The following is a 23,031-nucleotide window of genomic DNA, read 5'->3' on the forward strand; positions in this document are numbered from 1 at the left end:
AGGCTCTGGGGATAGATCGAATAGGGGCCGAAACAGCGTGGGTGAGTCGAACACAGGTAACTACGCATTGGGCGCAGTGTTTGGTGTAGCGGTCTTTGTGGGCACTTTGTTAGGTGGACTAGCTGGCGCTGAAGGAAGCAGTACACCGCAACCGCCAGCTTCTAATGTGCAACAAGTAGAGGCTGCAGTAACACGATAGGGGGAATGGTGGGGCGAAGGTCGGTGGTCGCACGAAATCGAAGGTGAGTAAACTACTGGCGTAACAACGTCAGTGAAAGGACCACCGTGTATTGCCCTTTTTGTCACAATGAGCAATCCCGCGTCATCGACTCGCGTGTGGTCGATGCTGGAGCGTCGATTCGTCGCCGGCGCGAGTGTGCTTCGTGCAAGGGCCGCTTTACCACGGTTGAGAAGGCCGTGCTGCTTGTGGTGAAGAGAAACGGTCTGGCCGAGCCTTTCAGCAGAGATAAATTGATTCGCGGTGTGCGCCGTGCCTGCCAGGGGCGAGATGTCAGCGACGATGCCCTGAAGAAGCTGGCGCAAGAAGTGGAGGAGACCGTGCGCAGTCATGGCTCCTCGCAGGTCAACGCGAACGAGATTGGCTTGGCCATCCTAGAACCACTGCGGGACCTTGATGAAGTGGCCTATCTGCGCTTCGCCTCTGTATATAAATCCTTTGAAAGCGCAGATGACTTTGAATCCGAGATTCGCCTGATGCGAAGGCGAGATCGCGAGGACTTTTAGCGCAGTTTGTCCACCGCCTTTTGGATACGGCGGAGTGAAACGGCATGGGCTGTGCCAAGGCGCTGAGCGAAAAGAGAAACTCGAAGTTCTTCAATCATCCAGCGTACGTCCTTGACCTCGCGCGTCTTTTCGCGGCCTGCCGGGAGGTTGCGAAGGCGGTTAGATAGGTAAGCCTTGGCGTTGTCTACCTCGGCTTGGCGGTCCGCATCGCGGTCCGGGTCAAGGTTCATGTCCTCTAGACGAATTCGCATGGCTTGGATATATCGTGGTAGATGACGCAGATGGGACATTCCATGGACAGTGATGGCGTTTTGGGGTAGGAGGAAGTCCAATTGTGCGCGCATGTCATCTATTGCTGGGCCGTCCCAATGAGCGAGCTCCGCTCGCAGGTTGGAGTACTCGGCGAGTCCCGGTGCAATAGCTACCACTGCCTGGCGTACGCGTCCTGGGACCTGGGGTTTGACGGTGTCTTTAAGCTTCTGGAACGCCGCGGGGGTGCGGACGGGTCCGCCGGCTTCGAGCATCAGGTCGCGGATCGCGGCGACGCGGCCGTCATTGACAAGGCCGTCGGCGCCGCCGTGCGGATAGGAATCGACGGCGACGCGCTGTTGCAAGGGCAGGCCCTTGACCATTTGTGAGGCGTTGACGGATATCTCACGCATGAGGAGCGTAAGAGTTGTCGTGACCATGGCGGCATCTGCGGCGGCCTTGGTGGGATGGACCTTGAGTTCGACGCCGTCCTTGGTAGCGACAAGGGCAGGGTAGGCGGTGACTTCGTGGCCGTCCACTGTGGTCTTGACCGTGTCATCGATGGTGCCGAGGGTGTCGTCGGTCCATTCGCTGACGGCGGTGGACTCGGAGGTGCGCGAGACGCGGGATACGGAGGACTTGATGTGTCCGGCCTGACGTCGGACGAGCGCCGCGAGGTCGCGGTCGGAGTCGACGATGTTGCCGCGCTTATCAATGGCTCCGTAGTTCATCCGCAGGTGGGCGGGTAGCTTGCTGGCCTGGAAGTCGGTGGCGTTGATTCCTTGACCGCCGAGTTCGCGGAGGACGTCGGCAAGTTGCTGGGTGATGGGGCCTTCATAAGGGATGAGGAGGTCGATGGCGCGCTCGGCAAATTCGGGCGCGGGTACAACGGTGCGGCGCAGAGCCTTGGGCAGGCTGCGGATGAGCTCGGTGACGAGCTCGAGGCGAAGACCTGGAACGAGCCAATCGAATCCTTCGGTATCCAAGCCGGCGAGCATAGGAATGGGAACCATTACGGTGACGCCGTCGAGTGGATCGCCGGGCTCGAACTTGTAAGTCAGTTCGTAATCGATAGTGCCCTTGCGCCAGTGGTCGGGGAAGGACTCTTCAGTGACGTCGTGGGAGTCGTCTATGAGCTTAGCCGGATCGAAATCCAGCAGATCCGGGGTGCGGCGGCGCTCCTTTTTCCACCATGAGTCGAAGTGGCGGCCGGTGGTTACCTTCGCCGGAATGCGCTGGTCGTAGAAGTCGAAGAGTGTATCTTCGTCCACGATGAGGCCGCGGCGGCGGGCCTTTTCTTCGTATGCGGCGGCGTCGTCAAGCGCTTGGGCGTTGGCCTTGAAGAAGGCGTGGTGGGTGTTCCAGTCGCCGGCGATAAGGGCATTGCGGATGAACATATCGCGGGCAGCGGCGGGATTGACGCGGTGGTAGGGCACGGTGCGGTCAGCCACGATGGGCACGCCGTAGAGCGTGGATTTTTGGTGCGCGATGGCGGCGGCGCGCTTGCGAGACCAGCTGGGCTCGGAGTAGTTGTGCTTGAGCAGGTCCCCACCGAGCTTTTCCACCCAAGCGGGATCGATGGCGGCGACATCGCGCGCCCAGAGACGGGACGTTTCCACCAGCTCGGCAGCCATGAGGAACTCGGGAGGCTTTTTAGCCAGGGCGGAGCCGGGGAATACCAGGAAGCGGGTGTTGCGCGCGCCTTGGAACTCCTTGGAATTGCCATCGCGGGCGCCGATATTGGAGAGCAGGCCCGAAAGGAGGGACATGTGGATGTCATCGGAGCGGCGCTCGGTGCCTTCCTGGTAGGTCCAGCCCAGCTGCTTGGCGACGTCCTTGAGCTGGCGCACCAAGTCAAACCACTCCCGGATGCGCATGTAGTGCAGGAACTCCTGTTTCATGCGCTTGCGGAACTTATTGCCGGATTGCTCGTTGCGGGTTTGCTTGATGTAATCCCATAGCTTGAGCATGGACAAGAAATCCGAGGTCTTGTCCTTGAAGCGGGCGTGGGCTTGGTCGGCCTGGGCTTGGAAGTCGAGGGGGCGCTCGCGCACATCTTGGATGGTCATGGCGGCAACGATGACCATGACATCATCGAGGCAGCCGTTAGTATTGGCCTCAATGAGCATGCGAGCCATGCGCGGATCCAGTGGGATGCGGGCAAGATCGCGGCCGATGGTGGTGAGAGAGGGCTTGTCCTGCTTGTCGTGGAGGGCGCCGAGCTCGTGGAGGAGTGTGAGGCCATCGCGGATGGCCTTGTGCTCGGGAGGTTGGATGAAGGGGAATTGTTCGATGTCGCCGAGCTTGAGCGAAACCATTTGCAGGATGACGCTGGCAAGGTTGGTGCGCAGGATTTCCGGGTCGGTGAACTCGGGTCGGCTTTCAAAGTCCTGTTCGCTGTACAGGCGGATGGCGATGCCGTCGGCGACGCGGCCGCAACGGCCGGAGCGCTGGTTGGCGGAGGCCTGCGAGATGGGCTCGATAGGCAACCGCTGGACCTTGGTGCGCGTGGAATACCGCGAGATACGGGCGGTGCCGGTATCGACGACATAGCGGATGCCGGGCACGGTAAGCGAGGTTTCGGCGATATTTGTGGCCAAGACGATGCGGCGGCCGCGGTGCTCGCTAAACACGCGGTGCTGTTCCTGGTTGGACAAGCGGCCGAAGAGGGGAGTGACCTCGACGTTTTTCCACTTCTTGCCTTCGATGGCTTCCAAGGCATCGCGGATGTCTCGCTCGCCAGGGAAGAAGCACAGGATATCGCCGTCGCCTTCGTGCATGAGCTCTTCGATGGCCTCGGTCAAGCCGTCGAGCGGGTCTTGGTCCACTACTTTTCCGCCGGCCTCGAACTCGAGTGGCCGGTAGCGGATTTCTACGGGGTAGGTGCGTCCGGAGACCTCGATAATGGGGGCGGGGTTGCCGTCGGCGTCGGCAAAGTGGGCGGCAAAGCTTTCTGGGTCAATGGTTGCGGAGGTGATGATCACCTTGAGGTCTGGGCGCTTAGGTAATAGGCGCTTCAAGTAGCCCAAGAGGAAGTCGATATTGAGCGAGCGTTCGTGGGCCTCGTCGATGATGATGGTGTCGTACTTATTGAGAAAGCGGTCGCGCTGCATCTCGGCGAGCAGGATGCCGTCGGTCATCAGCTTGACGGCGGTGGTCTCAGACACGCGATCGTCAAAGCGGATGGCGTAGCCAACGGACTCCCCGATTTTCTGGTCCAATTCCGAGGCGATGCGTTCGGCCACGGTGCGCGCTGCAATGCGGCGCGGCTGGGTATGGCCGATGAACCCCCGCCGGCCGCGGCCCAGCTCGAGGCAGATCTTTGGGATCTGAGTTGTCTTACCAGAACCGGTCTCACCAGCGATGATGACGACCTGGTTGTCTCGAATGGCCTCGGCGATATCGTCCTTGCGGGCGGTGACGGGGAGGGCTTCGGGGTAGGTGATGGTGGGAACAGCGGCGTCGGTAAGCGCGACGCGCTCGGCAGCGGCATGGATTTCAGCGCCGATTTCTTGCAGCGCTTTAGGGGCGCGAGCCTTCTTGAGGCGGCGACGGAAGGAGCGGGCCTCGGCCAAAGAGACATTTTCGAGTGCGGCGAAGAGGTCCTCGCGAGAAGGGGATTCGTTCTTAGTCATGACTAGGCAACGAGTTTACCCGTCCACCTGAAATGAGGAAAAAGTTGTTAAAGTTAAAATACTTATCCATTTTTCTATGTGCATTCCTGAAGGAGGAGCACCGCCTATGACGAACCCGTATTCGGGTGGAAATGACGATTTTCCTCGCTATGAGCCGACCAACCATCCTGAGGATCGGCCGGACTACGGTCAGCTTCCATCGTATGGTGGCGCCCACGAAGGCAACGCCCAAGGCTATGCCGGCTACCACGCGGGCCAACCTCAGCACACCGGAAGGGTTTCGGCCATAGATGCCGTTTCTTGGGCTTTTCGGGCTGTCTTTAGCAACTGGAAGCTGTGGATTTTGGGAACGTTGCTTGCAGGCTTCCTCGGCGTGGTCTTTTTCGCCATTTCTGGCGGAGTAGGCGCTGCGACGGCGAGTGCCGACGGTGATCTCACTGCTAGTTCCACGATCATGCAAATCATTTCCTGGGTGATTGGCATCGTGCTAACTCTGGCGCTTATGCGCCTGGCGCTTTTCCAGATTGATGATTCTCGCACCGGGTGGGGCTACCTGTTTAAGAATGTGCGCTGGTGGCAGCCACTAGTCATTATGGTCGTCATCGGTGTTGTGGCGGGACTGATTTCTTTCGTCGCTGTGCGCGGTTCTGCGGAGGGGCTGGCCGGCAATGCCGAGCAGCTTTCCGATGAAGAAGCGTTCGCCGCCGTCATGGGCATGCTCGGTGTCATGGCTGTGATTTCGCTGATTAGCTTCTTTATCCAACCATTCTTCTCGCTGATGCAGTGGTTCGCGGCCGATGGCGATAGCGTTGGTGACGCCGTGAAGAAGGGCTTTCAGGCAGGTAAGAATAACTACGGCCAAATGTTGCTGCTGGCAATTTTGAACTTTTTCATCATCATCGGTGGCTTCTTGTTTTTGGGCATCGGCCTCATCGTGGCGTATCCGGTTACGCTTCTGGCACAGGCGCATATGTTCCGCCAGTGCGCGGGGCGCAATACTCTTCCGCAGGCGTAGCGCACCATAGTTAAAGGCCACCGTCCCTCTCAGGGGCGGTGGCCTTTGCCGTGCTTGGCGACGCCCCCGTGGGGCCGCAGTGAGCAATTACTGCCGGGAGCGCTCAATCGCCTTGTTATAGGCGGAGGTGATGAGCGTGCCGAACTCGCGGAATTCCTCGCTGCGGGCGGCAGAAGACCGGAAGACGAGGCCAACCTCGCGTTCGGCGGTGACATCGGAGGCAAAGTGGGCGATCGCGACGTCCTTGCCATGGCACTCGGTGGCCAGTGCGGATTCGGGAACGAGGGTGCAGCCCAGGCCGCCCATGACCAGCTGCATGATGGTGGTCAGGGAAGAGGCGCGGGTGACGGAATTGGTGGCCTCGGCTGGGTTGATATTGGCATGGCGACAGAGGTCGACTACTTGGTCGCGCAAGCAGTGGCCGTCGTCAAGCAGTAGCAAATCTAGGTCCTTGAGTTCCGCAAGCTCGACATCCTCGCGGCCGGCGATGGGGTGATCGGGCGGGCAGACAATGGAGAATTTCTCCGTGTAGAGCGGGCTATCGACCATGCCGGTGGCCTCGGATGGAAGGGCCATGATGGCAAGATCCAAGTTGCCATTGCGCAGGCGAGTGATGAGGTGCTGGGTTTGCTCCTCGACGAAGCGTGGCTCGAGGTCCGGGTAGGCCTCTGCAAGCATGGAGAGCAGATCGGGAAGGATGTAGGGGGCAATGGTGGGGATAACGCCGATGGTCAGCGGGCCGGCAAGGGTGCCGTTGGCGCCGCGGGCATGGGCGAGGAAGGTATCGGCGGCCTCGAGGGTGGCTTTGGCGTAGGGGAGGAGGGTCTCACCGGCCGAGGTGACGATGACCTTGCGAGTGGAGCGCTCGATAAGCTGCAGGCCCAAGCCCTGCTCGAGCGCAACGAGGCCTTGGGAGAGGGAGGGCTGGGAAATTTCGAGTTTGGCGGCCGCGGTGCCAAAGTGCTTATTTTCCGCAACGGTGACAAAGGTACGCAGCTGAGCAAGTGTAGGGCGATACTCTTTATTATGCATGCCTATCACTCTAACACTTACCTATAGGATTTGCTATTGACGCGAGCGGAAAAGATGGTATAACTGATCGTGTTGGGCCGGACACGGTCCGGCCCCGCTGCTTGTACGTCAAGCGGCAGGAAACTTAGAGGAAAAGCCTTTGCTAAAGGAGTTGAAGACTATGCCTATTTTGACCGTCGGCGAAAAGTTCCCAGAGTTCAACCTCACCGCCCTGACCGGTGGCGATCTGCACGACGTCAACGCTAACCAGCCGGAGGACTACTTCGAGCAGGTATCCCTGGACAAGTACGAGGGCAAGTGGAAGGTCGTCTTCTTCTACCCGAAGGACTTCACCTTCGTCTGCCCGACCGAGATCGCTGCCTTTGGCAAGCTGGACGAGGAATTCCAGGACCGTGATACCCAGATCCTCGGCGGCTCCACCGATAACGAGTTCGCTCACTTCAACTGGCGTGCAACCCACCCAGAGCTGAAGGAAGTTCCTTTCCCGATGTTCTCTGACGTACGTCACGACCTCATTCGTGCACTGGGCGTCGAAAACGCTGATGGCGTTGCTGACCGCGCCACCTTCATCATCGACCCGGATGGCGTTATCCAGTTCGTATCCGTTACCCCGGATGCCGTCGGCCGTAACGTAGACGAGGTTCTGCGCGTGCTCGACGCCCTGCAGTCCGAAGAGGTCTGCGCTTGTAACTGGGAGAAGAACGACCCAACCAAGAACATCAACAAGATGGACGTCGTTCAGTCCGCGCTCTAAATCTCACTGAGATGCAGGTTCACCCCGCTTTCGTGGCGGGGTTTCCTTTTAAATCCAGCACAGCAAATTCCTATCAAAACCTCAAAGGAGAAAAGCAATGTCTATTGATAATCTGAAGTCTTCCCTGCCGGAGTACGCCAAGGACCAGAAGCTCAACCTGGGCGCCCTGACCCGTTCCAAGGACCTCAATGAGGAGCAGCTTTGGGGCTGCCTGCTGGCATCGGCTGCTGCAACCCGCAATGACACCGTGCTGTCTGAAATTGCGGAAGAAGCAAAGGAACACCTCTCCGAGGAAGCTATCGAGGCAGCCTACGGCGCAGCCACCGTTATGGCTATGAACAATGTTGCCTACCGTGCCAAGGGCTGGTTGGGCGATGACTACGCACAGGTTAAGTTCGGCCTGCGCATGAACATCATCTCGAAGCCAGGCGTAGACAAGGCCAACTTCGAGCTGTGGAATACCGCAGTTTCCGCCATCAATGGCTGCGAGCACTGCCTGGGTGCCCACGCGCACGAGCTCAACGAGGCTGGCCTGAGCAAGGAGCAGGTCTGGGAGGCCGTCAAGGTAGCGGCTGTTGTCCAGGCTGTGGCACAGGCTGTCCAGATCGAGGCCGCACGCTAAAAGTCTGGCTTATAGCCGCCCTCGCGCTTGCCGACGTCCCCCCAGCTCCAGCGAGTGTGGGTCTTCCGGATTGGTCTGGATGATGGCTTTCATGCCACACCACCGTATTTAAATCCAATCGTCCTCGACGAGGAAGGCATTGACCGCAATGGCGGCGGCGTTGGCCTCGCCCATCGCCATCGCTACCTGCGCCGGTGGGTTGACCACGTTGCCTACGGCCCAGATGCGCGGGTGGCTGGTGGCACCGGCGAGGCCCGTTTTGATCAGGCTGCCGCCCATGCCCGACGGCAGACTGTGGCGCTGAAGATTGAGGTCAGCGAGGAACTCATCGTGAGGGCGGGGAATGGGCATGTAAAACAGTGCATCGACGGCATGCTCGTCGCTTTCCAGCAGGACTTTTCCGTCTTGGAAGGCGGTGACGGGGCCGTCGATAAGCGCAATGCCCCGCCGAGTCAGGTCCGCGCGCTGCTCGTCGGTGAATTCCATTCCATTGGTGAAGAAGGTGATGTCCTTCGACCACTGGCGCAGAACCGCGGCATGGTGGAAGGAGAACTCGCCGATGTAGAGCACGCCGAGCTTCTTGTCCGCCACCTCGTATCCGTGGCAGTAGGGGCAGTGGAGGACCGTATTTCCCCAGTTTTCTTGCAGGCCCGGGATAGCTGGGTGCTCGTCGTCCACGCCGCTGGCGACGATGATAGAGCGGGCAGCGATGGTCTCACCGTTGCTCAACGTGGCGGTGAGCGTGCGGTCATTATCGGTGACGGAATCCACGGTGGCGTTCACGATCTGCGCGCCATAGCTGCGCAGCTGCTCCTTGCCGCGCTCTTGAAACTCAAGGGGTGGCGTGCCCTCGAGGGCAATGACTCCATGAATTTCATGGGCGAAACGGTTGCGGGGAGTGGCGGAATCAACAATGAGCACGCTGCGGCGGGCGCGGACCATGACTAGGGCTGCCTGCAGGCCGGCCGCGCCACCGCCGATGATGAGGGTATCTACTGTCTGCATGGCCCCGAGTAAACCAGAGGAGGGTTTAAATGGCAATGGTTTTCAGTAGTTTGTGGCAGGCGTCACACCCAACCCTGACTTGGCCAAGTTAGTGCCGAAGGGTTGGGGTGTGGTGGGAATTCGTCAACATGAGGCATCGGCCAGAATCGGGAATCCGGCCGTCGAAGGAAGGCGCCTTGTGTATCCTTTTGGTGTCGTTGAGCCTTTAAGGAGCAAGAAAGTAGCATGACCCACCCCTCCACCGTCTCTAAGGTGGGCATCCGATCCCGTGCCCTGCGATTCGCACCGCGCCGCTCGGACTGGTCCCGCGTGACTATCGGGCGCGACCTTTCGGCCGGCCTTATGGGGCCCTAGTCGCACTCCCCCTGGCGCTCGGCTTCGGCGTTGCTTCTGGTGTCGGCGCGGCAGCTGGAATTACGATGGCCATGGTCGCGGGCATCCTGTCCGCAGTCTTCGGCGGTAGCAACGTCCAGGTAAGCGGCCCGACCGGCGCAATGACCGTGGTGCTCATCCCCATCGTGGCCGACCATGGTGCCGATGGGGTGCTCGTCGTTGGCGTGCTGGCGGGGCTCATGCTGCTCTTGCTGGCATTCACCGGCGCTGGCCGCGCGATGAAATACATGCCGTTGCCTGTCATCGAAGGTTTCACAGCCGGTATTGCGGTGATCATCGCCCTCCAACAGCTACCTGCAGCACTCGGTGTTGACGTAGATGGCGAGAAAGTCCTCGGGTTGGCGTGGGACGCAATCAAAGCTTGGCTAGATGCTCCGGTATGGCAGGCGCCCGTTATGACCCTCGCGGTGGCGGCCGGAATCGTGGTTGCTGCCCGCATTCGTAGTGGCTTTCCCGCGGCGCTGGTGTTGGTAGCTGCTGCGACGGCCATCAACATGCTGGCAGACAGCGGTCTGAAGACTATCGGCTACATCCCGTCGACGTTGCCTGCCCCGCGCTGGCCGCAGATCCCGTGGGAGCACCTGGATTCCTTGCTGTTGGTAGCGGTCGCCGTCGCAGCGCTCGGTGCGTTGGAATCGTTGCTGTCAGCGACGGTTGCCGACGCAAAGACTGTCGGCGACCGGCACGATCCTGACCGCGAGCTCTTTGGGCAGGGCGTGGCCAACGTCGTCGCGCCCCTGTTCGGCGGGATCCCCGCAACAGCCGCGATCGCCCGAACTGCTGTCAACGTGCGGGCAGGCGCGGGCACACGCCTGGCAGCGGTGTTCCATTCGCTGCTCCTGCTCGTCGCCGTACTCGTTGCGGCCCCCCTTACCCCGGGGCGAGGCAACCAGGGTGGCTTTGTCGTTTTCGCTGGCTAATACTCCACGCGCAGGTCCGCTAGGCGGACTTCGCCGGCTTCATCGGAGGCATCGAGATCTACCGTAGCGACGAACTGGTAGGCGTGGTCGCCGTCTGGGTCCTTGATGATCTGGCGCACGGACCACGCACGCGAGTCAGTATCGCCTAGGCGGAAAAACTCCGGGCCACGGGCCTCGGGGCCGGAATCGATGTCATCATATTCATCGAAGTAATCATCTAGGATAGCGCCGAAGTCTGGCACCTCGTCCAAGTAATCAAGCAGCTCTGCCAAGCGGTCTTCCTTTTCCAAAGCAAAGAGCTGCACCAAGCGGAACATGTAATTGCGCACCATAATGGTAAAGGCGCGGCGATTGGCCGTGAGCGCGGTGGGGTCCTCCACGCCAAAGGCCAGCTCGCGGTCCACCGTGTCTTGGTCGATGGGGGAGTCTTCGCCGGCCATTTGCGCCCATTCGTCGACAAGCGAGGAATCCACCTGGCGGATAAGCTCTCCCAGCCAGACAACGATGTCCTCGAGCTCCGGAGTGTTGTACTCATCGGGAATGGATTGCTTCAGGGTACGCCAGGCGTCGGTCAGGTAGCGCAAAATCACGCCCTCGGAGCGGGCCAAGCCGTAGGTTGCGACCAGGTCGGAGAAGGTCATGGCGTTCTCGAGCATGTCGCGCACCACGGACTTGGGCCGCAGCTCAAACTCCTTGACCCACGCATTGGTCTCAGCGAAAGTATCGTAGGCCTGCTCCAATAGCTCTTCGAGCGGCTTCGGCCAGGTGATGTCTTCTACGATATTCATGCGGTCGGTGTAGTCCACACCGTCCGCTTTCAGCGCGGCAATTTCTTCGCCGCGGCGCTGCTTCTGCTGGGCGATGAGCACCTGGCGCGGGTCATCCAGAATGGCCTCGAACACGGAAATGACGTCAAGGTTATAAGTCTCCGCCTCCGGATCCAGCAGCGAGAGCGCCGCCAGCGCGAATGGACCCAGTGGCTGGTTGAGCGCAAAGTCACGCGGCAGCTCTCGCACCAAGTGGTAGGGGCGGCCGTAGATATCCAATCCCTTGGTCGATTTTTGCACCACGCCGGAATCCACCAGCCCGCGGAAGAGATCGAGGGCGGTGAGGATGTCCTTATTCTGCTTGCTGCGGTTATCGTGATTGTCTCGCAGCAGGTGGCGCATGTGGTCATAGCCATTGCCATGGCGCGCCAAGACGTTGAGCAGCATGGAATTTGAAACGCGGAACTGAGAGGTAAGCTGTTCCGGTTCCGCCTCAGTAAGGCGCGCGAAGGTCTTCTCGGACCAGGACACCTCGCCCTCTCGGGCGGACTTCTTCTTCAGCTTCTTCAAGCGCTTGGGGTCGTCGCCGATGCGGCGGCGCTCCTTGGCATTTTCAATCTCGTGCTCGGGGGCCTCGACCACCACAGTGCCCTCGGTGTCATAGCCGGCGCGGCCGGCGCGGCCGGCAATCTGGTGGAATTCGCGCGACTTGAGGATGCGTTGGCGCTGGCCGTCGAACTTGGCAAGCCCAGTCATCAGCACGGTGCGGATGGGCACGTTAATGCCCACACCCAAGGTATCGGTGCCGCAAATGACCTTAAGCAGGCCCTTTTGTGCCAAGCGCTCTACTAGACGGCGGTATTTGGGCAGCATTCCCGCGTGGTGAATGCCGATTCCCTTGCGCAGGAGCTTGGACAAATCTTTGCCAAAGGCAGTGGTGAAGCGGAAACCACCGATTTCCTGGGCAATCGCTTCCTTTTCTTCTTTAGTGATGATCCCCGATAGAGAGGTGAGCGCCTGGGCGCGCTCGGCCGCTTCACGCTGCGAGAAGTGCACCACGTAGATGGGAGCCTTCTTATCGGCCAAGAGCTCCTCGATGGTCTCGTGCACCGCACTAAAGACATAGGAGAAATCCAGCGGCACGGGCCGCGTGGTGCCGGCGACGAGGTTGGTGGCGCGGCCGGTGCGGCGGGTGAGATCTTCTTCTAGCCACTGGGTATCGCCCAAAGTGGCGGACATGAGCAGGAACTGTGCCTTGGACAACTCCAGCAACGGCACCTGCCAGGCCCATCCGCGATCTGGTTCGGAGTAGTAGTGGAACTCGTCCATAACTACCTGGTCGATATTGGCCTCGGCACCATCGCGCAGCGCAATATTGGCCACAATCTCGGCGGTGGCGGCGATGATGGGGGCATTGCCATTAACGGTGGCGTCGCCAGTCATCATGCCCACATTCTCGGCGCCGAAGATATCGCAAAGGGCAAAGAACTTCTCGCTCACAAGGGCCTTAATCGGCGCGGTATAGAAACTGCGCTGGCCACGAGCTAGGGCGATGAAGTGTGCAGCATTAGCCACCATGGACTTTCCCGAGCCCGTAGGCGTAGCGAGGATGACATTATCGCCGGCCAAAATGCCGAGCGAGGCTTCCTCCTGAGCCGGGTACAAATTAATACCCCGGCTGGTGGTCCACGAGGTAAAGGTATCCCAGATCGCCTCGTCAACGAGGGACTCGGGTACTTCCGTCAAATCTGGCAGCAGCTGAGATAAGTTCACCCCCACCACCTTAGCGGCGATGGGGGCGGGTTAGTTAGATATCGTCACCTAAGTCGCCCTCACCCGAAGCAGAATCAGGGCCATTCTTCCCTTCATCGGACCTCGGGCCTTCTTCCTCGGTGGAATCTTCGCGGTCATCGATCTCGGTATTGATGATCTGCTGGCTTTCTTCTTCATCCAAGGAAGCCAAAAATGCCTGGAATTCCTCGCTGATTTCCTCACCGGTAGGCATAGGCTCCTCGCCGGGCATGATCGCCTGCGGATGCTCCTCGCGGTAGCGCTCCATATAAGCGTCATACTGCTGCTCGAGTTGTTGGACTACGCCTTCAATCTCCTCCGAGCCACCAACTTGCTCCTCCAGTTGGTTTTCCACGCGAGAAATATCGGCCTCAATGCTGCCTAAAGGAATATTGAGGCGCGCCGCCCGAGCCACCGAATCCAGCAACTGGAACGTGGCCTGCGGATATGGCGAAGCTGCCAGATAATGTGGCACGTGGACGGTATATCCAGCCACCGTGCGGTGCTTATCCGCTAGAGCCTTTTCCAGATAAAGTGCGGCGGAGCCTGGGACCATCATGGTGGAATCCATCGAGAGCATGTGCTCGGTCAAGCGGGAGGAGGTGCCATGGGCCGTGACCACCGTGGGGCGGGTGTGCGGCACCGGCATCGGCGCGGCATAGAGCATGATGGTGTCTTCGATGTTGAACTTTTCCACCAGCTTCACCACGGCGGTAGTAAACGCCTCCCAGCGCATGTCCGGTTCAGGGCCAGACAGCAGTAGGAAGGTCTTGCCGGAATTATCGCGCAGCACCTTAATACCAAGATCCATGGACTCGATTTCCAGCGCCCGATCCTTATCAATCGTGATGGCTGGGCGGCGCGAGCGGTAATCAATCAGCTCATCAGAGTTAAATGACGCCAGCTGACGGCCTTCCAAAGCGGCTTTCAGGTGGTCAGCACTTGCCTCAATGGCCTGGCCAGCGTCAGCATAGCCGTGCATGGCAACAATCATGGTGGGGCCTTGTCCGTCACCGGAATCATCCCTAATCACCGGAGCCGGATATTCCAGCTCATACATGCGGCGATCTTCTTCGTGCATGTTGTGTTACCTCCTTGCTTTCTTACCTACCCCAACGCCGCGTGCGTGCTTACTATTCCCGCGCGCACTGCGAGGTTAAATAAACAATTGTGCCCCAAACCGCTGCGCATTGCCAGCGCAATCCCGGGCGGGGTGTGGAAAGCCGCTTGCCGACGCCCCCTTCACCCCACCTATCCACAGATCCCCACCACCTAGCCCCTGGTGGCCTATGCAGAGTTGCGCGCATGGTTGAAGCTGGGGCCATGGACATCACAACACCAACTCAGCCCATCCGTACGCCCGGCGATATCCTCGCCAATATCCCAGGAATCCTCGGATTCTTTCCCACTGAATCAGTGATCCTCATCTCCATCCAGCCCAGCCCACGCGGATACAGCATTGGGCCAGTAGCCCGCCTCGATCTGTACGATGTGCCTGGTGCCCTGCACGAGGTGATGGAGGCGTTTCATTGCGGAAATCCCGAAATCATTTTCTGCTTCGTCCTCTCTCAGCGCGAGGAAGGAGAGCTCTGGGATATTCTGCAGTCTCTTTACCATTTCCACGACCGAACAGGTATGGGCATCGATGCCTGCTGGCTGGCCGAAGAACTATCCACCGATACCTCCTATGACCTCATCTTTGGCCACGCCACAGAAAGCGGCGAGGGCCCGCTCCAGAATTGGATGGAAGGAACCATACCCGCCATCTCGACGAGCCACACGATGCGCGCCTGCGTGAATAATGGCATGCTTCCGGAACTTAGCCGTCATGACTTGGTCCAGCGCTTTAAGGACCCGAACCCATACTTTGGGGAAGAAGAGATTAGGGCCATGGAGCGATGCGCCGAAGAGATTGCCCGCCAATTGCGCGCCGGGCACGGGTACGGCACCACAGAACCAGTGCAGGTGGTCAAGCACCTCATTGCCGATGTGCGCTATGTGCTCAGCGAGGTCGAATCGCTGGAGGAAACCCTAGAAAATGAAGAATTGTTGTGCGTGGCAGCCATGTGGATGTCTACCACCTGGACCCGCGACCTAGTCATTACGGAGCTCGTCTCCGCGCCGCAGGAAGCAGGAGACCTGTTATTGGCGGTAGCGCGTACATTCCAGGGGTCTATTCGCTATAACGCCCTAGCTTTGTATGCTGCTAGCCAGGTGTCCCACGAATTCGGAATTTATGCCGGTCCAGCGCTTTCCGTAGTAGTAGAAGAGGCGCCCCATCACAATTTGGGGCGTCTCATAGCGCAGGGGTATCGCAGCGGCATGGGAAAGCGGTTGGTCTCCAGCCTATGCCATGGTTGCGAGCTAGCCCGCGAAGCGGCGGGGCTCCGCGTTGACAGCCCCGCCTAACATGCGCGGCATCTAGGACCGCTTCGCCGAATGTGCCTTATCGCCGAGCTGTCGGGTGAAGTTCCACGCGTCGGTGACGATGGTTTCCAGGTCCGTACGGGTGGGATTCCACCCGAGCTCCCGCTGAATCTTCTCAGAGGAAGCGATGAGCGTAGCTGGGTCGCCCGCGCGGCGCGGGGCCACCTCAGCCGGAATATCGTGGCCGGTGACCTTGCGACACATCTCGATGACCTGCTTGACGGAGTAACCATCGCCAGAACCCAAGTTGTAAATGCGGTGGGTGCCAGGTTCATTGGACTCGAGAGCAAGCACGTGGGCGTCAGCTAGATCGCGGATATGGATGTAGTCACGCACTGGGGTGCCGTCTGCGGTATCCCAGTCATCACCGAACATGAAAATCTTATCCCGGTGGCCCAAAGCAACTTGCAGCACGATGGGGATGAGGTGGGATTCTACCTCGCGGTTTTCGCCAATATTTCCGTAGGCGCCAGCCACATTGAAATAGCGCAGCGAGGTAGCGCCTAGGCCGTAGGCGTGGGCAAAGGACGTGATCATGTAGTCGATGGCCAGCTTGGTCGCACCATACGGATTGGTGGGCTGGGTTGGCATGTCTTCCGTAATCGGGACCTGGTCGGGCTCACCGTAGGTTGCAGCGGTGGAGGAAAAGACGAGGTTTTTGACGTCGTTATCCCGCATGGCATTAAGCAGCGTCAGGGTAGTAACGACGTTGTGCTGCCAGTACTCATCTGGCTTTTTCACGGATTCGCCCACCAAGGAGCGCGCAGCGAAGTGAATGACGCCTTCGAAGCCACCTTCGCTCAGGACATCGGTAGCCTTGTCCGCGACGTCGCCCTCGATGACGCGGGCGGCTTCCGGAACGGCCTCGCGATTGCCGGTGGAGAAATTATCAATAATGGTTACGTCATGGCCCTGTTCGACCAATACAGCAGCGCAAACGCTGCCTACATAGCCCGCGCCACCTGTGACGAGAAGCTTCATGGGTTATACCTCCACGCGCACTGCGTGCGCCAAATCGTCGGAAAGCACGACGCTTCTGCCTTCCGGTGTCGACAGTGTAATCGTGCCGCTGTTATTGACCACAGACACCTTGGCGCCCACTCGGATTCCAGCATCGGTGAGTTCTTGGAAGGTGCCATCATCAACCTGCAGGATTTCATTGACCTGGATGACGGTCGCAGAGACCTGCTCGCCATTGGGGAGATCGACCGCGCGGGTGCCCTGATCCGGCTGTGGAACATCGAAGCCAAGTGCAGATAGCGCCGGAATAGGATTGCCAAAGGGCGACCGCGTCGGATCATCGAGAACAGCGACCATGCGCTTTTCCACCTCTTCGCTCATCACATGCTCCCACCGGCAGGCCTCGTCGTGGACCTTGGCAATGTCGAGCCCCAGGACGTCGGTAAGCAAACGCTCTGCCAAACGGTGCTTGCGCATGACTGCGGTTGCTAAGTCGCGGCCCTTGTCCGTGAGATCCAAACTGCGGTCGGTGCGCACGTGCAAAAGGCCATCGCGCTCCATGCGAGCCACGGTCTGAGAAACCGTTGGCCCGGACTGCTCCAAACGCTCCGCAATGCGGGCGCGCAGGGGAGTGATGCCTTCTTCCTCTAGCTCGTAGATGGTCCGCAGATACATCTCCGTTGTATCAACTAGGTCCCTCACGTGGGCATACCTTTCTGTGTGAATACGGTTACGCGGCTATTGTCCCGCCCAAGAACGGGAAAGCGCTTTCTAGACTCTGCAGTCCAGATTAGCCTACCCGAGGCTTGGCTCGCCGCTAAGAACCAAGCCGATGCCTTATCAACGCCAAACCCCGAGCCCATGGCGGTACGTTGCCAAATGGGCCCGGGGAGAGGATGAGTTGCCGAATGCGGTAGGCGTGGATTACAAAGCGTACTCGCGCAGGCGATCGGCGCGATTGCCATCGCGCAGCTTTGCCATAACTTCGCGCTCAATCTGGCGTACACGCTCGCGCGAAAGACCGAAGCGGCGACCAATCTGATCCAAGGTGCGCGGAACACCATCATCGAGGCCATAACGCAGGCGGATGACATCCTGCTCGCGCTTTTCCAAGGTGTCAATCACGCCGCGGATATCAGAGTGGCGCATAGATGCGACGACCGCAGTTTCAGCATCGGTAGCTTCTGCATCTTCAATGAAATCGCCCAAAGGAGCTTCTTCATCGGTGCCTACCGGCATATCGAGAGAGACCGGATCGCGTGACTGGCGCAGCAGCATTTCAATCTTGTTCTCGTCAATACCGGATTCTTCCGAAAGTTCCTCGTTAGTAGCTTCGCGGCCCAAGGATTGATACATCTCGCGCTTAATGCGGGAAAGCTTGTTAACCTGCTCAACCAAGTGGACTGGGAGGCGAATGGTGCGGGACTGGTCAGCCATGCCGCGGGTAATCGCCTGACGGATCCACCAAGTGGCATAAGTGGAGAACTTGAAGCCCTTGGCGTAATCGAACTTCTCCATTGCGCGGATAAGGCCTAGGTTGCCCTCTTGGATGAGATCCAGCAGTGGCATACCGCGGCCGGTGTAGCGCTTTGCCAGCGAGACGACGAGGCGCAGGTTGGCTTCGAGCAGGTGGGAGCGTGCCTTCTTGCCTTCGCGGGCGAGGATCTTAAGGTCGCGCTTTTCTGCGCGGGTGAGCTTTTCTGCGTTATTGAGCTTGTACTCCGCGTACAGTCCAACCTCGATGGCCTGAGCGAGTTCTACCTCATCTTCCGCGCTGAGCAGTGCGGTCTTGCCGATGCCGTTGAGATAAACGCGGACGAGGTCGGCTGAAGGATTATCGTTGGTTTGGTTGCGGCGAGATCCGCGGTCTACTTCCTGTTCTTCATCAGTAGTGGCACTTGAAGTGCCCTTGGCGGTGGTGGCAGATGTCTTCGTCATAGTGAAGCCTCCTGAATTTGTCGCCGGTTTCACAAAGTACAACGGAGTCTTAAGCGATTTAGTTCCCGGTGCGGAGAGAAATATTAAAAACAGTTGTTCCCCGTGGTACAACTCCACCTTTTCGGGGGAGAGGTACCACGGGGAACGGTTACGAGCTGCGAATAGCTAGGAATGTGGAACTACTATCCACGCACCTGGACGAGGTAGCGGTAGATAGTCGGTTCAGATACGCCTAGGCGCGTCGCTGCCGCGGCGATTCCTCCTTTAAGGAGGAAAAATCCTGCATCCTCGAGGTCAGAAACCACCTCGAGGCGCTCTTCGCGCTGCATGCGAGGAACTGGCGTGCTCTGGTTGGAAATCGCAGAGTTCAACATGGAATCGAGAAGGTGCTCCACGTTAGAACGCAAAGACTCGCTGACTTCTTCCTTCTTTGGTTCCTCTTCTGCAGCCTCGTCTTCTGGAACTGGGTCTGGTACCGCTACGGGGCGCTGCGGTTGCTCCTCCGTGCCGGGGTAGCCGCCGAAAGCCTTGGACTTATCAAATGCGGGATCATCTGCGTTGCCGATAAGTGCGGCGGCAGCATCGCGAATGTGTACCAACTCGGAGACATCAACATTGATGCACAGCATGCCGCGCATATGGCCGGAGTCGTCGCGGATGAAGTAGCTTGAAGAGCGGCAAATCTTGCCTTCCGCATTGACGGCGCGGTAGCCGGTCATCATGGGGATTGCTGCGGCATCGCCTTGTTTCATAAACCACAGTGCGAAGTCGGTCACGGGGCCGCCTAGCTGCCGGCCGGAGATGTGGCCGTTGGCGATGGCCATGATGGATTTATCGGGAACGTCGAGATCGTGGAGTACGATTTCGGTGTTTGGGCCCATTGCCTTACCGAGGAATTCGACGAGGGGAATGTACTGCTCGAGGAAATTTTCTTCGGAGGCACTGCCGCTAGGGAAGTTCATTAGCTGAAGCATGTCCTTTAATTCCTGTCAGGTTATAGAGAAGATATCACACGGAAGCGAATAGGCGGAAGGGGGAGTAGCGCCAAGAAAGCCGGATGAACACAAGCGGCTTAGCGCTGTGCTCACCCGGCTCATCGCTTCTTTACAGGGTGGTCTCTATCCACACACCGGAACTGGCGGGTGAACTGCTAGGGCCAGGCCACCTTGTGAGGTTTCCCTGTACTTGGCGTTCATATCCTTACCAGTCTTATACATGGTCCAGATGACTTCGTCCAAAGAAACGCATGGCTTGCTCTCGCGCTCCAGCGCCATGCGAGCGCTGGTGATGGAGTCAACGGCAGCGACAGCGTTGCGCTCAATGCAGGGTACCTGAACCTGTCCAAGGACTGGGTCACAGGTCAGGCCTAGCTTGTGCTCCATGCCAATCTCGGCTGCAATGCAAACCTGCTCTGGGGTAGCGCCCATGAGCTGGGCGAGACCGCCAGCAGCCATGGAGCACGCTACACCAACCTCACCCTGGCAGCCGACCTCAGCGCCAGAGATGGAAGCGTTCATCTTGTACAGGGAAGCAATCTGGTTGCAGGCGAAGATGTAATCAGCAAACATCTCGGTGGTAACGGGCTCAACGAACTTGTCGTAGTAAGCCAGTACTGCCGGGACAACGCCGCAGGCGCCGTTCGTAGGTGCGGTGACAACGCGGCCGCAGGATGCATTCTCTTCAGAGATAGCCAGTGCGAACATATTGACCCAGCTGAGGATGTTCAGACCATCGTGCGGTTCAGACTGCTCCAGGCGGCGCCTGAGGGCAGCGGCGCGGCGGGGGACAAGCAGGGAGCCTGGGAGTGGGCCATCAGTAGCGGAGCCGCGCTTGATGCCGGTGTACATGACATCGCGAACCTTGCGCAGGTGCTCGTTGACCTCTTCTTCGGAACGAAGTGCCAACTCATTGGCAAGGCCTAGCTCCGGGAGGGTCATGTTGTTCTTCTCGCATAGCTCGAGCATCTCTGCGGCGCTGGCGTACGGGAAGGGGATATCAACCTTGGCGTCTGTGCGCGTGGCAAAGTCTTCCTGCTTGACGATGAAACCGCCGCCGACCGAGTAGTAAGTCTTGTGCAGGATGTCTTCCTCGCCGGCGAAGGCGATAAGACACATGCCGTTCTCGTGCATCGGGAGGTACTCGTCGTGGAAGAAGAAGCCGCCGTCCTTAGGGAACTTCACCTCGTGGGAGCCGCCCAGCATGAGCTTCTCGCTGCTGCGGACATTCTTCATGAATTCGGAGATGCCGTCGATATCAACCGTCTCTGGCTCTTCACCAGCGAGACCGAGGAGGATGGCCTTGTCGGTGGAGTGGCCGATGCCCGTGAGGGAGAGGGAGCCGTAGACATTTGCCTGAACTCGAGTGACCTTGTCAAAGAGGTCTTTTTCCTTGAGCTCGTCCACGAAAGCTTTGCCGGCTTTCATTGGGCCAAGGGTGTGTGAGCTTGAGGGGCCGATGCCAATCTTGAACATATCGAAGATGCTGATGAACATTGTTCTTTCCTTGAATCCTCTGCGATTTTCTCGTCTGCGGCGGTGCCTAGAAGGCCTGGACGATGGAGTAGATGATGGTTGCTAGGGCGACGAGGCCCATGAAGAAGACGAAGTAGTTGGAAGCCTTGCCCTTGTAGCGCTTCAGTGCTGGAACCTTGTGGATGGCGACCATTGGGATGATGAAGAGCATGATGGCAATCGTCGGGCCACACAGGGTTTCAATCATGCCCAGGATGGATGGGTCAGCCCAGGCGACGAGCCAAGCGGTGACCAGCATGAAGATGAGGGTGATGGTATCGAGCTTGTGGGCGGACTCTGCGTCGTCCTTGCTTGCGTTCTTGCTGCCCTTGATGACGAGACCTTCGAAGCCTTCGGCTGCGCCGAGGTAGTGGCCGAGGAAGGACTTAGCAACTGCAATCATGGCGATGATTGGGGCAATCCACTGGATAAGTGGGTTATCGAAGTGGTTGGCCAGGTAGGACAGGATGGTGATGTTTTGTGCCTTAGCGTCTGCCATGTCAGCCGGGGAGAGGCTCAGAGCGCAGGAGAAGACGAAGAACATGACCACGACGACCATGAGGATTTCTGCGCGGAGCAAGGTCTTACGGGACTTGGCCTCGGCGAACTTGCCGTAGGTCTGGCGGCGGTCAACGGCGAAGGAGGAAATCATCGGGGAGTGGTTGAAGGAGAAGACCATAACCGGAACCAGCAGCATCAGGGTAACGCCCATGCTGTGGCCAGAAGCCTCGCGAGCAACGTTGAGGTCGAAGGAATCAAAGAGTGCGGTATTCCACTTCGGGATGAGGTAGAGGGAAAGTAGAACCAGGATGCCGATGAATGGGTATACCAAATAGGACATGACGTGAACTACGACGTCCTTGCCCATGCGGACAATTAGGATAAGGCCGCCTACCAGCAGTAGCGAGGTAAGCCAGCGGTCCGGTGGGGTGATTCCGAGCTGGTGCTCCAAGAAGGAGTTGACCGTGTTGGTGATGGTTACCGAGTAGACCAGCAGGATGGGGTAGACCGACAGGAAGTACAGGATGTTCATCAGAACGCCGGCCTTCATGCCAAAGTGTTCCTCGACGACGTCCGTGAGGTCACCGTCTGGCTTGGAGCTGGACAGGACCAAGCGAGTCATTCCGCGGTGGGCCCAGTAGGTCATGGGCAGTGCTACCACCGTCATGATGATCAGTGGGATGATGCCGCCGATGCCGGCGTTGATGGGGAGGAAGAGGACACCGGCGCCGATTGCGGTTCCGAACAAGGAGAGCATCCATACGGTGTCTTCCTTATTCCACTTCGGTGCACCCTTCTGGCCATCAAACGGAGTGTCAATGCCAGGGGCTGGTGCGGATTCTTTGGAGGAGGGAGCTGCCTTGGAGGTCTTGAGGTCCTCAGGCATCTCAGCCTGGTTTTCTGGGTGCTGGGCTTTGTTACGCCGCTTGATTGAGTGGGACATTTTCTTTCCTACATCTAGTTGGTCGGCCGAAGCGTTTGGGCTTCTGCAACCATGATTGAGAAAATCTTTCTCACTCAATTTTGCGTTTGTAGGACTTTGAGAAACTGTCTCTCATCCTGCATATCCAGCCCTTTTGCTTCGCTGTGCCTTCAGTATAGAACAAAATCTTGCAGGGTGATAATAAATTATTGCACTGTGGGTAGGGTATTTATCACTCTCTGAGGATTTGCATTCCGTAGCGCTTTATGGCTTGCTCTACATAAAATCTGGAAAAGTGTTTTAAGTCACGAAATCGTTTGTAAAAGGGCCTGCTTAACACGATTTTCAGTTCTCGTGGGGCGGAAATAGAGGGTGCGGGCTAGGTCTCTACTAAGACGGTGAAAGGTCCTTCGTTCACAGAGGAAACGCGCATTTTAGCCCCGAATTGGCCTGTTTCTACTGACACGCCGCGTTCCCTAAGGTTCGCAATAATCTCCTCGATGACCGGTTCGGCCTCGGGTCCTGGGGCAGCATCCGCCCACGAAGGGCGCCGTCCCTTGGCAGTGCGGCCGTACAAAGTAAATTGGCTCACCACAAGCACGGGCGCTCCGGCATCAATGACTGACACTTCGCCATCAAGAATGCGCAGTTCGGCAATCTTGCGTGCCATTTTCTCGGCGCGGGGCTGCCAATCATCCATATCCTCGCGCGAGACCCCAACTAGAGCGAGAAGACCACCGGTTTCGGGGCAATCGATGGCTCCTACGGTTTCTCCATCGACGGTTACTGTGGCCTCTGATACCCGAGTCAAAACTGCGCGCATGGTTTACTTCTCCTTATATAACG

Annotated in this window: 19 protein-coding genes; 7 read left to right on the forward strand and 12 right to left on the reverse strand. The window is 58.6% G+C overall.

Features of this window, described 5'->3' with window-relative positions:
* Positions 1-285 precede the first annotated feature (285 nt).
* Positions 286-744, forward strand: coding sequence for a transcriptional regulator NrdR (gene nrdR / locus QP965_RS01185; RefSeq protein WP_005328590.1), 459 nt, complete (start codon positions 286-288; stop codon positions 742-744).
* On the opposite strand, the gene hrpA is transcribed toward nrdR, so the two are convergent.
* Positions 741-4,628 carry an ATP-dependent RNA helicase HrpA gene (gene hrpA, locus QP965_RS01190; protein ID WP_284843868.1) on the reverse strand — a complete coding sequence of 1,296 codons (3,888 nt, stop codon included), beginning with the start codon at positions 4,626-4,628 and terminating at the stop codon, positions 741-743. The genes nrdR and hrpA overlap by 4 nt on opposite strands.
* Before the next feature lie 106 nt (positions 4,629-4,734).
* On the opposite strand from hrpA, the gene QP965_RS01195 reads away from it, so the two are divergent.
* Entirely contained in the window at positions 4,735-5,643 is a 909-nt protein-coding gene (locus QP965_RS01195; protein ID WP_284843869.1) for a hypothetical protein, read from the forward strand.
* A gap of 87 nt (positions 5,644-5,730) precedes the next feature.
* Here QP965_RS01195 and QP965_RS01200 read toward each other — a convergent pair whose 3' ends face one another.
* Positions 5,731-6,675 carry a hydrogen peroxide-inducible genes activator gene (locus QP965_RS01200; RefSeq protein ID WP_284843870.1) on the reverse strand — a complete coding sequence of 315 codons (945 nt, stop codon included), beginning with the start codon at positions 6,673-6,675 and terminating at the stop codon, positions 5,731-5,733.
* A gap of 160 nt (positions 6,676-6,835) precedes the next feature.
* On the opposite strand from QP965_RS01200, the gene QP965_RS01205 reads away from it, so the two are divergent.
* Together QP965_RS01205 and ahpD are read left to right on the forward strand one after the other, a co-directional pair.
* Positions 6,836-7,429: a peroxiredoxin gene (locus QP965_RS01205; RefSeq protein ID WP_023021385.1), complete on the forward strand. Its 594-nt coding sequence runs from the start codon at positions 6,836-6,838 to the stop codon at positions 7,427-7,429.
* 97 nt (positions 7,430-7,526) lie between these two features.
* Positions 7,527-8,051, forward strand: coding sequence for an alkylhydroperoxidase, AhpD family (gene ahpD / locus QP965_RS01210; RefSeq protein ID WP_284814138.1), 525 nt, complete (start codon positions 7,527-7,529; stop codon positions 8,049-8,051).
* Positions 8,052-8,159: 108 nt separating this feature from the next.
* Here the strand turns inward: ahpD and QP965_RS01215 are convergent, their stop codons facing one another.
* Positions 8,160-9,056 (reverse strand): NAD(P)/FAD-dependent oxidoreductase, encoded by an 897-nt coding sequence (locus tag QP965_RS01215; RefSeq protein ID WP_284843871.1) that lies wholly within the window; start codon positions 9,054-9,056, stop codon positions 8,160-8,162.
* Positions 9,057-9,281: 225 nt separating this feature from the next.
* Between QP965_RS01215 and QP965_RS11510 the strand changes: the two genes are divergently transcribed.
* Together QP965_RS11510 and QP965_RS01220 are read left to right on the forward strand one after the other, a co-directional pair.
* Positions 9,282-9,410: a hypothetical protein gene (locus QP965_RS11510; protein WP_350309228.1), complete on the forward strand. Its 129-nt coding sequence runs from the start codon at positions 9,282-9,284 to the stop codon at positions 9,408-9,410.
* 11 nt (positions 9,411-9,421) lie between these two features.
* Positions 9,422-10,369 (forward strand): SulP family inorganic anion transporter, encoded by a 948-nt coding sequence (locus QP965_RS01220; protein WP_350309230.1) that lies wholly within the window; start codon positions 9,422-9,424, stop codon positions 10,367-10,369.
* Here the strand turns inward: QP965_RS01220 and QP965_RS01225 are convergent.
* Together QP965_RS01225 and QP965_RS01230 are read right to left on the reverse strand one after the other, a co-directional pair.
* On the reverse strand, positions 10,366-12,909 hold the full coding sequence (locus tag QP965_RS01225; RefSeq protein ID WP_284843872.1) for a DEAD/DEAH box helicase: 2,544 nt from the start codon (positions 12,907-12,909) through the stop codon (positions 10,366-10,368). The two genes, QP965_RS01220 and QP965_RS01225, sit on opposite strands and share 4 nt — an antisense overlap.
* Positions 12,910-12,943: 34 nt before the next feature.
* On the reverse strand, positions 12,944-14,008 hold the full coding sequence (locus QP965_RS01230; RefSeq protein WP_284843873.1) for a PAC2 family protein: 1,065 nt from the start codon (positions 14,006-14,008) through the stop codon (positions 12,944-12,946).
* Positions 14,009-14,232: 224 nt separating this feature from the next.
* On the opposite strand from QP965_RS01230, the gene QP965_RS01235 reads away from it, so the two are divergent.
* Positions 14,233-15,336: a DUF4192 domain-containing protein gene (locus QP965_RS01235; protein WP_284843874.1), complete on the forward strand. Its 1,104-nt coding sequence runs from the start codon at positions 14,233-14,235 to the stop codon at positions 15,334-15,336.
* 12 nt (positions 15,337-15,348) lie between these two features.
* On the opposite strand, the gene galE is transcribed toward QP965_RS01235, so the two are convergent.
* The 7 genes from galE to dtd form a co-directional block, all read right to left on the reverse strand.
* The gene (galE, locus tag QP965_RS01240) at positions 15,349-16,335 is read right to left on the reverse strand and encodes a UDP-glucose 4-epimerase GalE (protein ID WP_284843875.1); all 987 of its coding nucleotides are present in this window, start codon (positions 16,333-16,335) and stop codon (positions 15,349-15,351) included.
* 3 nt (positions 16,336-16,338) lie between these two features.
* On the reverse strand, positions 16,339-17,016 hold the full coding sequence (locus QP965_RS01245; protein ID WP_239277554.1) for a metal-dependent transcriptional regulator: 678 nt from the start codon (positions 17,014-17,016) through the stop codon (positions 16,339-16,341).
* Between the two features lie 222 nt (positions 17,017-17,238).
* Positions 17,239-18,252 (reverse strand): sigma-70 family RNA polymerase sigma factor, encoded by a 1,014-nt coding sequence (locus QP965_RS01250; protein WP_005325073.1) that lies wholly within the window; start codon positions 18,250-18,252, stop codon positions 17,239-17,241.
* 182 nt (positions 18,253-18,434) lie between these two features.
* Positions 18,435-19,226, reverse strand: coding sequence for a helix-turn-helix transcriptional regulator (locus tag QP965_RS01255; RefSeq protein ID WP_370658817.1), 792 nt, complete (start codon positions 19,224-19,226; stop codon positions 18,435-18,437).
* 144 nt (positions 19,227-19,370) lie between these two features.
* The gene (locus QP965_RS01260) at positions 19,371-20,744 is read right to left on the reverse strand and encodes an L-serine ammonia-lyase (RefSeq protein WP_284843876.1); all 1,374 of its coding nucleotides are present in this window, start codon (positions 20,742-20,744) and stop codon (positions 19,371-19,373) included.
* Positions 20,745-20,790: 46 nt separating this feature from the next.
* Positions 20,791-22,206, reverse strand: coding sequence for an SLC5/6 family protein (locus tag QP965_RS01265; RefSeq protein ID WP_239277558.1), 1,416 nt, complete (start codon positions 22,204-22,206; stop codon positions 20,791-20,793).
* Positions 22,207-22,564: 358 nt separating this feature from the next.
* Complete coding sequence (dtd, locus tag QP965_RS01270) at positions 22,565-23,008, reverse strand: D-aminoacyl-tRNA deacylase (RefSeq protein ID WP_239277560.1); 444 nt, start codon at positions 23,006-23,008, stop codon at positions 22,565-22,567.
* Positions 23,009-23,031: the final 23 nt, after the last annotated feature.

The sequence above is a fragment of the Corynebacterium sp. MSK074 genome (genome assembly GCF_030229735.1).
Taxonomy (GTDB): Bacteria; Actinomycetota; Actinomycetes; order Mycobacteriales; family Mycobacteriaceae; genus Corynebacterium.